This window comes from Alteromonas sp. 4NH20-0056, from assembly GCF_057539655.1.
The window spans coordinates 180,361-193,395 of sequence record NZ_BAAJLS010000004.1 but is presented as its reverse complement, the minus strand read 5'-3'; the positions used below and the strand labels follow the sequence as shown (position 1 = coordinate 193,395).

14 protein-coding genes are annotated in these 13,035 nt (G+C 46.0%); 12 read left to right on the top strand and 2 right to left on the bottom strand.

Annotated features, from left to right (window positions below):
• Positions 1-162 precede the first annotated feature (162 nt).
• The gene (hslO, locus tag AC27EZ_RS09505; RefSeq protein WP_487135098.1) at positions 163-1,062 is read right to left on the bottom strand and encodes an Hsp33 family molecular chaperone HslO; all 900 of its coding nucleotides are present in this window, start codon (positions 1,060-1,062) and stop codon (positions 163-165) included.
• A gap of 24 nt (positions 1,063-1,086) precedes the next feature.
• Complete coding sequence (gene hslR / locus AC27EZ_RS09500) at positions 1,087-1,491, bottom strand: ribosome-associated heat shock protein Hsp15 (RefSeq protein WP_487135097.1); 405 nt, start codon at positions 1,489-1,491, stop codon at positions 1,087-1,089.
• A gap of 127 nt (positions 1,492-1,618) precedes the next feature.
• Here hslR and gspC point away from each other — a divergent pair, with 127 nt between their 5' ends.
• The 12 genes from gspC to AC27EZ_RS09440 all read left to right on the top strand — a co-directional run bounded on the left by gspC (position 1,619) and on the right by AC27EZ_RS09440 (position 13,015).
• Complete coding sequence (gene gspC / locus AC27EZ_RS09495; RefSeq protein ID WP_487135096.1) at positions 1,619-2,551, top strand: type II secretion system protein GspC; 933 nt, start codon at positions 1,619-1,621, stop codon at positions 2,549-2,551.
• A 62-nt stretch (positions 2,552-2,613) separates the two neighbouring features.
• Complete coding sequence (gene gspD / locus AC27EZ_RS09490; RefSeq protein WP_487135095.1) at positions 2,614-4,665, top strand: type II secretion system secretin GspD; 2,052 nt, start codon at positions 2,614-2,616, stop codon at positions 4,663-4,665.
• A gap of 1 nt (position 4,666) precedes the next feature.
• On the top strand, positions 4,667-6,232 hold the full coding sequence (gspE, locus tag AC27EZ_RS09485) for a type II secretion system ATPase GspE (RefSeq protein ID WP_487135094.1): 1,566 nt from the start codon (positions 4,667-4,669) through the stop codon (positions 6,230-6,232).
• Between the two features lies 1 nt (position 6,233).
• The gene (gspF, locus tag AC27EZ_RS09480) at positions 6,234-7,460 is read left to right on the top strand and encodes a type II secretion system inner membrane protein GspF (protein ID WP_487135093.1); all 1,227 of its coding nucleotides are present in this window, start codon (positions 6,234-6,236) and stop codon (positions 7,458-7,460) included.
• Positions 7,460-7,897 carry a type II secretion system major pseudopilin GspG gene (gene gspG, locus AC27EZ_RS09475; protein ID WP_487135092.1) on the top strand — a complete coding sequence of 146 codons (438 nt, stop codon included), beginning with the start codon at positions 7,460-7,462 and terminating at the stop codon, positions 7,895-7,897. The genes gspF and gspG overlap by 1 nt, the downstream gene beginning before the upstream one ends.
• Positions 7,898-7,912: 15 nt before the next feature.
• The gene (gene gspH / locus AC27EZ_RS09470; RefSeq protein WP_487135091.1) at positions 7,913-8,539 is read left to right on the top strand and encodes a type II secretion system minor pseudopilin GspH; all 627 of its coding nucleotides are present in this window, start codon (positions 7,913-7,915) and stop codon (positions 8,537-8,539) included.
• Positions 8,539-8,946 (top strand): type II secretion system minor pseudopilin GspI, encoded by a 408-nt coding sequence (gene gspI, locus AC27EZ_RS09465; protein WP_487135090.1) that lies wholly within the window; start codon positions 8,539-8,541, stop codon positions 8,944-8,946. Before gspH ends, gspI begins: the two co-directional genes overlap by 1 nt.
• Positions 8,946-9,578: a type II secretion system minor pseudopilin GspJ gene (gene gspJ / locus AC27EZ_RS09460; protein WP_487135278.1), complete on the top strand. Its 633-nt coding sequence runs from the start codon at positions 8,946-8,948 to the stop codon at positions 9,576-9,578. Before gspI ends, gspJ begins: the two co-directional genes overlap by 1 nt.
• Positions 9,578-10,588 carry a type II secretion system minor pseudopilin GspK gene (gspK, locus tag AC27EZ_RS09455; RefSeq protein WP_487135089.1) on the top strand — a complete coding sequence of 337 codons (1,011 nt, stop codon included), beginning with the start codon at positions 9,578-9,580 and terminating at the stop codon, positions 10,586-10,588. The genes gspJ and gspK overlap by 1 nt, the downstream gene beginning before the upstream one ends.
• Positions 10,588-11,787 carry a type II secretion system protein GspL gene (gspL, locus tag AC27EZ_RS09450; protein ID WP_487135088.1) on the top strand — a complete coding sequence of 400 codons (1,200 nt, stop codon included), beginning with the start codon at positions 10,588-10,590 and terminating at the stop codon, positions 11,785-11,787. The genes gspK and gspL overlap by 1 nt, the downstream gene beginning before the upstream one ends.
• Positions 11,784-12,263, top strand: coding sequence for a type II secretion system protein GspM (gene gspM, locus AC27EZ_RS09445; protein ID WP_487135087.1), 480 nt, complete (start codon positions 11,784-11,786; stop codon positions 12,261-12,263). The genes gspL and gspM overlap by 4 nt, the downstream gene beginning before the upstream one ends.
• Positions 12,260-13,015, top strand: coding sequence for a type II secretion system protein N (locus tag AC27EZ_RS09440; protein ID WP_487135086.1), 756 nt, complete (start codon positions 12,260-12,262; stop codon positions 13,013-13,015). Before gspM ends, AC27EZ_RS09440 begins: the two co-directional genes overlap by 4 nt.
• Positions 13,016-13,035 lie beyond the last annotated feature (20 nt).

The following is a 13,035-nucleotide window of genomic DNA, read 5'->3' as shown; positions in this document are numbered from 1 at the left end:
AAAAATCGATTAATTATTAAACAAATGTGAAGCAACTTTTGAGCTAATCACACAATAACGAATAATACAGCATACTCTCCCTAACATGCATCAGCATGCTAGAGAGAAGGTAGTAGAGACGATGGTCTGTGTTTATAGCGTACCCAACGCCTCTACACTGATTTACTGATTTGTTTGCGAAGCGGTGTGGTTACCACTATGGATTACTTCAACATCAATACTGTCAAACGTATATTCTGTATGACAATACTGACAATTCATTTTAATCGCACCGTCTTCCTCTACGATTGCCATCAGCTCCTCTTTGGCCACATGGCGAAGTGCCTCAGCACTGCGTTCTTTTGAACACGTACACGCAAACGATACGGGCTGCGCAGGGTAAAGCTCTACGTCTTCTTGGTGGTACAGACGGAACAGAATGTCGTTTACCGGCAGTGTGAACATTTCTTCTTCTGACAGGGTTTCTGTAAGTGTAGAGATATGCTCAAACTCGGTTGCTTGTGACACATCAGTCGCACTGGCATCAGTAGGTAATACTTGAAGCAACACGCCTGCCGCCTTTGCATTGTTTGGATTAGCCAAATCTGTCATTAGATGCACGCGCGTAGCCAATTGCTCAGACTGCGTAAAGTATTCTTCTAGACACTCTGCTAACGTAGGCTTCTCTAGCGCAACCACACCTTGATAACGCTCTCCCTCATCAGGGGTTATGGTCATAACCAAGACCGCTTCGGTTAACAGCTCACCGAACGTTTCAGGTAAAGAAGGTAATGAATCATCCCAACGCGCCACACCTCGAAGTGTTTGGTCATGCGTCGCATTGATAACCGCATAGCTAACCGGCCCTTTACTTTGAATCTGTAACGCAATCTCGCCTTTAAACTTCAATGTTGCGGTGAGTAGTGATGTGGCGGCTGCCATTTCGCTCAATAAGCGCTGAATTTGCTTTGGGTATTCATAGCTATGCACAATACTGCGCAAGCTTTCATCAAGACGCACAAGCTCGCCACGGACATTGGCCTGCGTAAAAATAAAACGGTGTAGTTGATCAAAAGCACTCATAGGTGGATCCTGTTCGTTAGCAAACTATTGCTGCTTAAATTTAATAATTTGTCGGCGCTGTTTTTTATCAGGCCTATTGTCGGGCTTAGGGCTGTGAAATGCGTTCAATTTTCGAGCAGCTTGGTTTTCTTCACGTTTTGTTACACTTTCAGCCGTTTCAACATATAACCCTTGCGCCAACGCCGCACTGAGCCTTTTATCACTTAAACCCAGCACCTCTATTGTTCGAGAATCCCATCCTGCGGGAACTTTAATCATAGCACCTAGCTCTACATTCTTACTTGGCTTAGCTCGGTGGCCGTTATAGTGCACTTTTCCAGACTGAACCATTTCTCTGGCTATCGCACGCGTCTTAAAAAAGCGTGCTGCCCATAGCCACTTGTCCAGTCTGATATTTTGTGTTGTATTGTTGCTTTCCAATTGGCTCATGTAATATTTTCGTAATGCTAGAGCTTTAGTGTTGTGACCCTTACCTTGACTAGGCTATGATGGGTCGCTAAAGCGCGGTTAACCAAATTTTCACTTTATTATAATAAGCAGTACCATCAGTGGCAGCATGACATTCAATAAACCAAACGCACACACTCTGGCTTTATACGTAAGCCAGCACCAGAAGCGACTTCGCACTATTGTCGTAGTACTGTTAAGCCTATATTTAATTGCATTTGCCGCTAAGTTAATGTGGCGAATTATACCTGAACCTCAATTATCCGCGACACCTACTGCATCACGAATCGCCCCTATTTCATCGCCATCAGGGCAAAGTGGGGTCGATATAAAGAAAATACAACAGCTAAATTTATTTGGTAACGCTACCGCGAAACCCAAGCCCGTAGAAGCAGCAGACATTACAGATGCGCCTGAAACGCGGCTGAATTTGGTGTTAACTGGGGTGGTTTCTAGCTCTATTGAAAATGCAGGCACCGCGATAATAGAAAATAAAGGAAGCCAAGCAGTATATGGTCTTGGTGAAAAAATTGAAGGTACCAACGCAACATTACAACGTGTTTATACCGACAGGGTTATTATCAAAAATGGGGTTCGAAACGAAACCCTAATGCTAGATGGTATCGACTTCGAAGAAGCGAATCGACGAAGAGCACAGCAGGTGCAAACTGCATCGGCAGCTTCACCTCGTCAGCAAGACAATGAGGTTCGTCAACTTTCTAGAGAAGCGGTTGAAGCAACGACGGCACTACGCCAACGACCAGCCAGCTTCACTGATTTTATCTCCATATCACCCAAGACTAATGAAGGGCAACTTATTGGTTATCAAGTAAGCCCCGGGATTGAACCTGCTTTATTTAAGTCGGCAGGATTAAAAGCGGGCGATGTGATTTCACAAATTAACGGGTTAGATCTAACCGACATGCAGCAATCTCAAGAGGCATTATCTGAATTAAGAAATGCACAAACCCTTGAACTTACAATAATTCGTGATGGTAGTTTAACCACGCTTTACCTTGATTTACCTTCTGCTTCAGAATAATAAAAACAGGGCAAGGTAAGCACGTTAAGCCATCAGTAGAATAAGAAATAAAGGACGACGGAATGAAAAGGCGCATAAGCCACAAATTGTTATCTCGCGTGAGCACCGCAATGTGCACAGCGCTTCTTTGCTTCTCAGTTACCGCCGCTGAGTATATGCCTAACTTCAAAGATACCGACATTAATGAATTTATTAATATCGTGGGCAAAAACTTAGAACGCACCATTATCGTCGACCCTAACGTACGCGGAAAAATCAGCGTACGTAGTTACGACATGCTTGATGAAGAACAGTATTATCAATTTTTTATGAATGTGCTGCAGGTTTACGATTTTGCAGTGGTAGAAATGCCAAGCGGCATTCTTAAAGTTGTACGTTCTAAAGACGCAAAAACGTCCAATATTCCTGTTGTAGAAGGCGCAAATCGCGATGGTGACGAAATGATCACCCGTGTTGTCCCTGTTTACAATGTACCAGTACGCGAATTGGCACCTATTCTACGTCAACTTAATGACCAAGCGGGCGGTGGTAACGTAGTTAGCCACGATCCTTCCAACGTAATGATGCTGACAGGCCGTGCTGCCGTTGTTAACCGTCTTGTTGAAATCATCGAGCGTGTTGACCGTGCCGGTGATGAAGAAGTCGAAATTGTAAAGCTTCGCTATGCCTCTGCCTCAGAGATGGTGCGTATCATCGACAGCATCAATAAATCACAAGGTAAAGCGGCAACTGGCGATAAATCAGAGCCTCGTGTTGTTGCTGACGACAGAACCAACTCGGTTATTGTAAGTGGCGACGAAAAAGCACGACAGCGCCTGATCACATTAATTCAACGTATGGACCAAGAGCTAGAAACTAACGGTAATACGCGCGTAATGTTTCTCAATTACGCGAAAGCTGACGATTTAGTGAAAGTGCTGCAAGGTGTATCAGCTAGCATCAAAGCAGAAGAACAGAGTTCATCAGGTACCACGCGACGAGCGGGCAACAATAATCGTGATGTTAGTATCGAATCTCACGAAGATTCAAATGCCCTTGTGATCACGGCAGAGCCTGACATGATGCGCTCGCTAGAAGAAGTAGTGCGCCAACTAGACGTCCGCCGCGCTCAGGTTCAGGTAGAAGCGATTATCGTTGAAATATTTGAAGGTGATGGCACTACGCTCGGCGTTCAGCTGGTATCAGAAGCCGGTGGCGGTACACAATTTAATAACGGGGTTATTCCGGTTGGTTCATTAGGTGTGGCGCTACGCCAAGCCGAAGACCGTGAAGTAAACCAAACCAATATCACCGCCAATGGCGAAGTGGTTACCTCAACGGAAACCATAGAGGGTGACTTTACCTCGCTAGCCAGTTTACTTGGTGGCGCGAATGGTATGATAGCTGGCATTATTGAAAATGGTTGGGGCGCAGTAGTCCAAGCCGTTAGCAATGATACCAACTCGAATATTCTTGCAACGCCTCACCTTACTACTATGGATAACGAAGAAGCATTTTTCATTGTAGGCCAGGAAGTTCCAATTATTACTGGTACCACAACCGGCGCAAACAACTCTAACCCATTCCAAACTGTCGACCGCCAAGAAGTAGGTATTAAACTGAAAGTCACGCCTCAAATTAACGAAGGCGATGCTGTACAACTACTTATAGAACAGGAAGTGTCGAGTGTAAGCGGCGCTACATCAGTAGATATCTCTATCAATAAGCGCGAAATCAAAACTACGGTTATCGTGGATGATGGCGGGACCATTGTGCTTGGTGGCTTAATTGATGAAGACATCCAAGAAAGCGTGTCTAAAGTACCGCTTTTGGGCGACATTCCAATTCTTGGTCATTTATTTAAAACCAGCTCAACGTCTAAACGTAAACGCAATCTTATGGTGTTTTTAAAGCCAACAATTGTAAGAGATGGCGCGACCATGAATGCCATTAGCCATCGTAAATACAATTATATTCGCGCTCTTCAGCTTAAGCGCCAGCAAGAAGGTGTATCGTTAATGCCGTCTGCGGTAGGCCCATCTATGCCAAACTGGGATGACGCATTGTCGTTGCCGCCCTCTTTTGAAGAATACATTTCAGAAAAAGATAAGCGCATAGAAGAAGGTAACGACTAGTATGGCGGGTCAAAATGATCAGCTAACCATGGCTGTAGAAGCCCAGGAAGAAGCGTTAGAAGCGATGCATGAAGACGGGTTGCCCGAGGTTGATGAAGGTGGCCCACAGCAGCTTTCATTCAGTTTTGCGAAACGCAATCAAGTCCTCTTGGAAGTGAACGAAACACCTGCGGTATTATATTTCACCGAAAATACGCCTTTTGACGTATTTGCCGAAGTCCGCCGTTTTTATGGCGAACCGTTCATGCCGAAAACTATACCGGCTGATGAGTTTGAAAACTTACTGACCAACGCGTTTCAGCGCGACAGTTCTGCCGCAAAGCAGTTAATGGAAGATTTAGGTAACGAGAGCGATTTGTTTGCGCTTGCCGAAGACCTACCAGACACAGAAGACCTGCTAGACAGTGAAGACGATGCCCCTATCATCAAGCTTATCAACGCTATGTTAGGTGAAGCGATTAAAGAAGGTGCATCAGATATTCATATTGAGACCTTTGAAAACCAGTTAGTGGTTAGGTTTCGTGTTGACGGTGTTCTTCGAGAGATATTGCGCCCCAGCCGCAAGCTATCCTCGATGTTGGTGTCGCGCATAAAAGTCATGGCCAAACTAGATATTGCAGAAAAGCGAGTGCCGCAAGACGGTCGCATTACGCTGCGCATTGCGGGCAGAGCAGTAGATGTTCGTGTATCTACCATGCCTTCTAGCCATGGCGAACGCGTTGTATTACGTTTACTTGATAAAAATAACGCGCGCCTAAATCTTGAAGATTTAGGCATGACAAAAGCCAACCGCGACCATTTTTCAACGCTAATTCGTAAACCCCACGGCATTATTTTGGTAACCGGTCCGACAGGCTCAGGTAAAAGTACCACGCTATATGCAGGCCTTACCGAAATTAACTCCCGCGACCGAAATATCCTAACGGTTGAAGACCCTATTGAATTCGACTTACCTGGTATTGGGCAAACGCAAGTTAATCCGCGCGTTGATATGACCTTTGCCAGAGGGTTGCGCGCCATCTTGCGTCAAGACCCTGATGTAGTCATGGTGGGTGAGATTCGAGATATTGAAACCGCGCAAATTGCGGTACAAGCCAGTTTAACCGGCCACTTGGTGCTGTCTACGCTGCATACCAACACCGCTGCCGGGGCAATTACACGTTTAGAAGATATGGGCATTGAGCCGTTTTTGCTGTCCTCTAGTTTATTAGCCGTGTTATCACAGCGTCTTGTACGTACGCTGTGCGAAGACTGTAAGGTGCCTCGTAACCCAGATGCTTCAGAGCGTGAAGTGCTTGGGATTGATAGCGCAACCGCGATGACCATTTATTCTGCACATGGCTGTGCTGCATGTAATCAAACAGGTTACCGCGGAAGAACGGGCATTCATGAGTTGCTTATTGTTGATGAAAAAGTACGTGAAATGATGCACGAAGGTGTTGGTGAGCAAGCCATAGAAAAGTATATTCGCCATAATACGCCAAGCATTCGTGAAGATGGATGCCGCAAGGTTCTCACTGGTGTTACCTCGTTAGAAGAAGTGCTTCGAGTAACGAGGGAGGACTAGTATGCCCGCATTTGCCTACAAAGCGGTCAACAACCGTGGTCGAAATACGCAAGGTGTACTGGAAGGCGATAACGCTCGCCAGGCACGTCAACAGCTGCGCGAAAAAGGGTTAATACCAATAGAAGTTGAGCAGGTTGTTGAACGCAACCAGCACAACAACCAAGGCTTCATTAATGCACTGTTCAAACCGCGTATTTCAGCCTCCGATCTTGCATTGCTTACCCGCCAATTAGCTACACTGGTTGAATCAGCCCTTCCAATAGAAGAGGCGTTGTTAGCCGTTGGCGAACAATGTGAAAAGCCCCGTCAAAAAAATATGATGATGGCGGTGCGCAGTAAAGTGGTTGAAGGCCGAGGATTAGCAGAAGCCTTGTCTGAATTTCCAAGTGTATTTGACGACTTATATCGCGCCATGGTCGCTGCCGGTGAAAAATCCGGTCATTTAGATACCGTATTAAACCGATTAGCTGATTACACTGAGCGACGCCAGCAGACACGTAGTCAAATTACACAGGCCATGATTTATCCGTCGCTTATGTTGTTCTTTGCTATGGGCATTGTATTGCTGTTATTGACCGTTGTGGTGCCAAAAATCGTAGGCCAATTTGACCACATGGGCCAAGACCTACCAGGTATTACGCAATTTCTTATTGCGGTGAGTACGTGGCTCCAAAACTACGGTATTTTTATGTTGCTCGCCATCGCCGTGCTTATTGTGATTGCACAACGACTGCTTCAGCAGAAAGCCATGAAACTTCGCTATCATCGGGTGCTGCTAAAACTGCCGTTACTTGGGCGCGTATCAAGAGGGTTAAATACCGCGCGTTTCGCACGTACCTTAAGTATTTTAAGTGCCAGCGCAGTGCCGCTACTTGATGCCATGCGTATATCCGGCGACGTGCTTGAAAACCAACATATAAAGAATCAAGTCGCAGATGCTGCGATTAATGTAAAAGAAGGGAGTAGCCTTCGCGCTGCACTGGACAATACAAAAATGTTTCCACCAATGATGATGCATATGATCGCATCGGGTGAAAAGTCGGGCGAGCTTCAAAGTATGCTCGCGCGTGCTGCAGATAACCAAGATAGGGAATTTGAGGCGCTTATTGGTGTCTCACTTAAAGTCTTCGAACCTTTACTAATTGTCACAATGGCAGGCATTGTTCTGTTTATTGTCATGGCAATTTTGCAGCCAATTTTAGCATTGAATAATATGGTGAATATCTAATGAAAACCTTAAAACGTAGTTCTGGATTTAGTTTGATTGAAGTGATGGTCGTGTTGCTTATTATAGGCATCATGGCCTCAATGGTTGCACCACAAATACTTGGGAATCAAGAAGAGGCGCAATTGAAGAAAGCCGCTGTCGATATCCAACAAATCGAGAGCGCACTTGAAATGTATAAGTTGCGCAACAATCGTTTCCCCACGTCAGAGCAAGGGCTTGAAGCACTGGTTGCGGCACCCACTATCGACCCTATTCCAAGAAACTATCCAACAGGCGGCTTTATTAAGCGCTTACCAGAAGATCCATGGGGTAACCCTTATGCCCTTATCAGCCCAGGGGAGCTAGGAGTAGTGGATATTTTTTCAAATGGCCCCGACGGCGAACCCGGTACCGATGACGATATAGGTAACTGGAACATTAACGAATACCTTAACTAAACACCCTAGGTTTTTATGCGCCAGTGCAATAGTAAAAAGCACGCTTTAAAAGGCTTTACACTAATAGAAGTTATGCTTGTGCTACTGCTCATGGGCATTGCTGCCGGCTATGTCGTGTTTAATGCATTTGGCGCAAGCAAAAGCGACCTACTAAAAAGCCAGGCACAGCGCCTTCAAGTCATTGTTGATATGGCCAGCGACTTTGCTGTACTTAATCAACAGCAGCTGGGCATTCGGGTAGAGCAAGAAGACAATGCGTACTTTTTTGTGTACCTGGACGAAGATAACGAGTGGCAACGGCTAGAAGGTGAGAAAATATACGACACCTATACCCTACCTGAGCCATTTACATTTACGTTGAACTTAGACGACCTTCCTTGGGACACTGAAGACAGGTTGTTTGACCGCGATATATTTGATGAAAACCTCAGTGTTTCAAGTGATGGCGTTGATATTGGAAGCGACGAAGACAAGAAGCTTCCGCCTCCACAAATCTTAATTATGTCCAGTGGCGACATTACGCCATTTACCCTTACCTTCAACTATGAAGGCGATTTTGATGACGAGCCTGTCTATTTCACCCTTTTAAACAAAGAACTTCCGCCTTTGGCATTGGAAGGGCCATTGGAGCAACCACAATAATGGCGTTTTTATCTCACGCGAGCCGTGCGTCGCGCCAACGAGGGTTAACCCTTCTGGAAGTCATGGTGGCACTGCTTATTTTCGCCCTCACAGGTACAGCAATATTAAAGGCATCGGGTGAACACCTCAGTAGCGTAGGGCAAATTGAGTCGGTTACGTTCGCTGGGTGGGTGGCAAGCAATCGTCTTAATCAAGTTCAACTTGAAAATACGTGGCCACCAAAAAACAACTTAAAAGGCAGCATGGAAATGGCTGACCGCACATGGTACTGGCAACAAACGGTAGCGAAAACGAACGATGCTAGTTTAAGAGCGGTAACCATTTCTGTTGGCGAGGCCGAAGACTACAGTTCCAGTGTTACCTCGGTTACGAGCTTCGTTGCGCGCCCTACGTCGGATGGCTCGTGATGCAAAGAACACAACGTCACCATCAAGGCTTTACCTTACTAGAAATCTTAATTGCAATGGCTATTTTTACGCTAATAGGCCTAGCATCAACCGGCTTGCTTACCACCGTTATCGATAGTAATGATTTGTCAGAAGCGCGCTTTGATAAGCTCCAAGCTTTGCAACGCGCCATGATCACTATCGAAAGAGACATTCAACAGGCTGTACCGCGCCCCATTAGAGTAGAAGGGGAAATGCAAGAAGTTGTCATGGCCGGGGGCGAAACAGCGGAAAGTGACGATGATGGTATCGGCTTTGTACGAAGTGGCTGGCACAACCCTCAACTTATGCTGCCACGAAGCACATTACAGTATGTAGCCTATCGGTTACGTGAAGAAAAATTAGAGCGCGTATACAGTAATTATCTCGACAACGTTATTGGTCATGAGCCCAAGGTCAGGCCACTATTAGAGAATATAGAAAGTTTCAAAGTCGAATTTATTGCGCCATCAAATAATAGTGAAGAAGGCCTTAAAGAAGATAAATGGTCTGACAGCTATAAAGGTACTGCATTACCTCGCGCGGTAGCCGTTGAGTTTGTGAGTAAAGACTTCGGCCTAATACGGCGTGAATTTGCAATAGGAGGGCTATAATGCGTCGTCTCCCTCCTCAAGCGCCAAGCAAACAAAAGGGTGTTGCCCTTATGATTGTGCTGATGATCGTTGCCTTAGTCGTAGTGCTTGCGACCGAAATGGGCGCTAGGCTGCAATTACAAGTTCAGCGCACCATGAATCTTAAAGACAATAACCAAGCGTATTGGTATGCACGCGGTGCAGAAGCGTTCGCACGAAAATCTATTCAAGATTTAATGGACGAAACGCGCGATAAAATAACGCTAAGCCAGCCTTGGGCGCAGGAGTTTGTGTATCCATTAGAGAACGGCGGGCTGCAAGCCAACTTAGAAGACTTGCGCGCATGCTTTAATTTAAACGCTATTTTACAGGGTGAGAATACTTCAAGTACCGCGTCACGCAATCAACCTACCGAAGCCATGACCGCATTCCAATCCATGTTATTAGCCATGCAAATAGACGGGCTAGATAACTATACGGCAGACACCTTACGAGATAGTCTGGCCGATTGGGTTGATGACGATGACCGAATGCGCTCTTATGGCGCTGAGGACAGTGAGTATGAATCCCGTGAATTTCCTTATCTCGCTGCCAATAACCCGCTGGCATCTAAGACGGAATTACGTATTATAAACGGCGCGTCACCGGCGTGGATAAATGAACTAATGCCTCTGGTATGCGTTATTCCTGATAACCAAGAGCTCATTATTAACGTCAATACGCTTAAGCCTGAGCACGCCGCGTTACTGGCCGGCGTAACGGGGTTAGATATCCAAGAAGCCACCAGCTTAATTGGAAATCGACCACCTGACGGGTGGGAAAAAGCAGCAGATTTTCTTAGCGAGCCTGTTATTCAAGCACTGAGTTTAAACAATACGCGACAAGCATGGTTCGCTGTCACTACCGAATATTTTATTTTGCATACTAAGACCCGCTACAATAAAGCAACCTTTAAGCTTTCCACCGTGTTTCAAGCAAACAAAGATGCGGGCGTAAGCATATTGAAACGCGAGTTTGGAGGATTTAATTAATGGAACAGCTCCTAGTAAGATTGGGCGCGACAGAGACCGACCCCATAAGCTGGTTGGTCTGGTCAACGCAGGAAGAAGAAATAATTGCGTCGGGAGAACTTCCTAATGCTATGGCGTTATCTACCCTCGCAGAGCGTGTCGGTCAACGGCCTGTTATTGCGCTTGCCCCAAGTAGCGATATTTTACTGAAATGGGTTACGCTGCCACCTCGAGCCGGTCGAAAAGTGCTTTCTGCATTACCCTTCATGCTTGAAGATGAATTGGCAACCGATATCAGTGAGCAGTTTTTTGCTATTGGCCCTAAAAATGGTGACCAACAGGCTGTAGCGGTAGTCAGTCATGACAAAATGACGATGTGGCAACAATGGCTCAGTAATGCAGGGTTATTCTGTGACACGTTGATCCCCGACGTACTTGCAGTACCGGTAACAGAAAACGGCTGGTCTATCCTTACATTAGGCGAACAATTGCTGGTTCGACAGGACAGTTTTAAAGGCATGCAGGGCGAACAAACGTGGTTGCTCCCAATGCTTAGTCACTTTGCCTCGCAACAAGAAGAAGCAGTGACGATTACCAACTATGCTGGCTTACCACTTGACGGCATGCCGAACACCACCATTTCAGAGGCGCCACTTGAACTGCCCATGCATATGCTGGCAAAAGAAGCATTAGCGAGCAAGTTCAACCTTTACCAGGGTGAATATAAAGTAAAAAGAAAGCGCAGTAGCGGATGGTCTCAATGGCGCACCGCAGCGGTGCTTGCAGTAATCGTACTCGCCACTAGCCTCATAGACAAAACGGTAACCTTGTACCAACTTGAATCACAAAATGCCGCACTTAAAGCCGATATTAACGCCGCCGTTAAAGCCGGCTTTCCTAACCTAGGCATGGTACGTAACGTTAAGCTAAAGTTACAGTCTGAACTGGCAAAGTTAGAGCAAGGCGGCGGTGATGCGTCGATGTTAATCATGCTTGACCAACTCACTCCGGCGTTTGCTGCCACAAAAATTACGCCACAAACACTACGATTTGACTCAACACGCACTGAAATTCGCATTCAGGCTCAAGGAAAGAATTTTGAAGCCTTAGAGCAATTTAAAAAGCTAGCCGAGAGCGCAGGATTTGTTGTTGAGCAAGGCGCCTTTAACAATAGAGATAACGGCGTGGTGGGTACAGTATCGATTAGGAGTGCATCATGAAAGCATTACTAGATAAATACAAAGCGCTCACAGAACGCGAGCAGCGCCTTGTGCTAATAAGCGGTGTGGTAGTCCTCATTGCTATTTTTTACTTTGCGATTTGGTCGCCGCTTAATGCAAGTTTGCATCAACAGAAACAATTGCTAGATAACCAACAAGCACTGCTAACATGGGTTCAAGATAGCGCCATGCGCGCACAACAGCTTCGCAGAAGTAGCAGCGGTAAGCGCGCATTTTCAGGTTCGCTTCCACAAGCCGTTAACCGTACAACCGCACGACACGACATTGAAATATCACGCATGCAACCCAACGGTGAAGACTTACAAGTATGGGTAGATCAAGCACCATTTAATAACGTGCTCGACTGGCTTAAAGGAATGGAAGCGATGGGCATTGTCATTCTACAGGCCGATATTGCAGAGGCCGATTCAGCCGGTTACATAAAAATACGTCGATTACAGTTAGGAAAAGCATGAAGGTAACAGTTACGTGGATCATTGGCGGTATTGTCGCCTTTCTTATTTTTGCTATCGCTTACATGCCGGCTATTCATGTGATAGGCAGAATAGCATTGCCAAAAAACGTAGCAGTCAGCGGTGTGTCTGGCACCCTACTTGAAGGTAAAGCACAAAGCGTTGTGGTGAATGGCTTACCCATAAACAATGTAAAATGGGATATTAATCCTTGGGCGTTTTTTATCGGTAAACTGCATGCAGATTTGAAAGCTGGCAACATCAGAAATCTGAACGATATTGCATTTGAAGGCCCGGTTCGCACAGGGCTGTTTTCGCAGTCTCGCGTTATTGTAAAAGATATGACCATTTACTTACCGGTAGATAGGGTTATTGCACAGGTTAGACTCCCACTGCCGGTCAATGCAGGAGGTCGTTTCAAAGTCGCGTTAGAAACGCTAGATTTTGGCCCAGCATGTAATGCACTTAGTGGCAAAGGTGACTGGCTGAATGCGACTGTGGCAGGCACACAAGGCCCCATTGACTTCGGAACGTACTCGGCGTCGCTTCGATGTGACGGTGAAGACATTGGCATTACGGTAGCCGAGCCCAACTTATTAGGCTTAAGTATCGATGCTACCGTTTCTCCATTAACAAAAAAATTCTCAGTTAATGGGAAATTTAAGCCTGATGCGTCACTGCCCAATGAAGTGCATCAAGCGGCTAGCCTGTTTGGCAAACCAGATGCAAGTGGCTACACCACTATAAAACTATAACAGTACGCTGACACACTCAC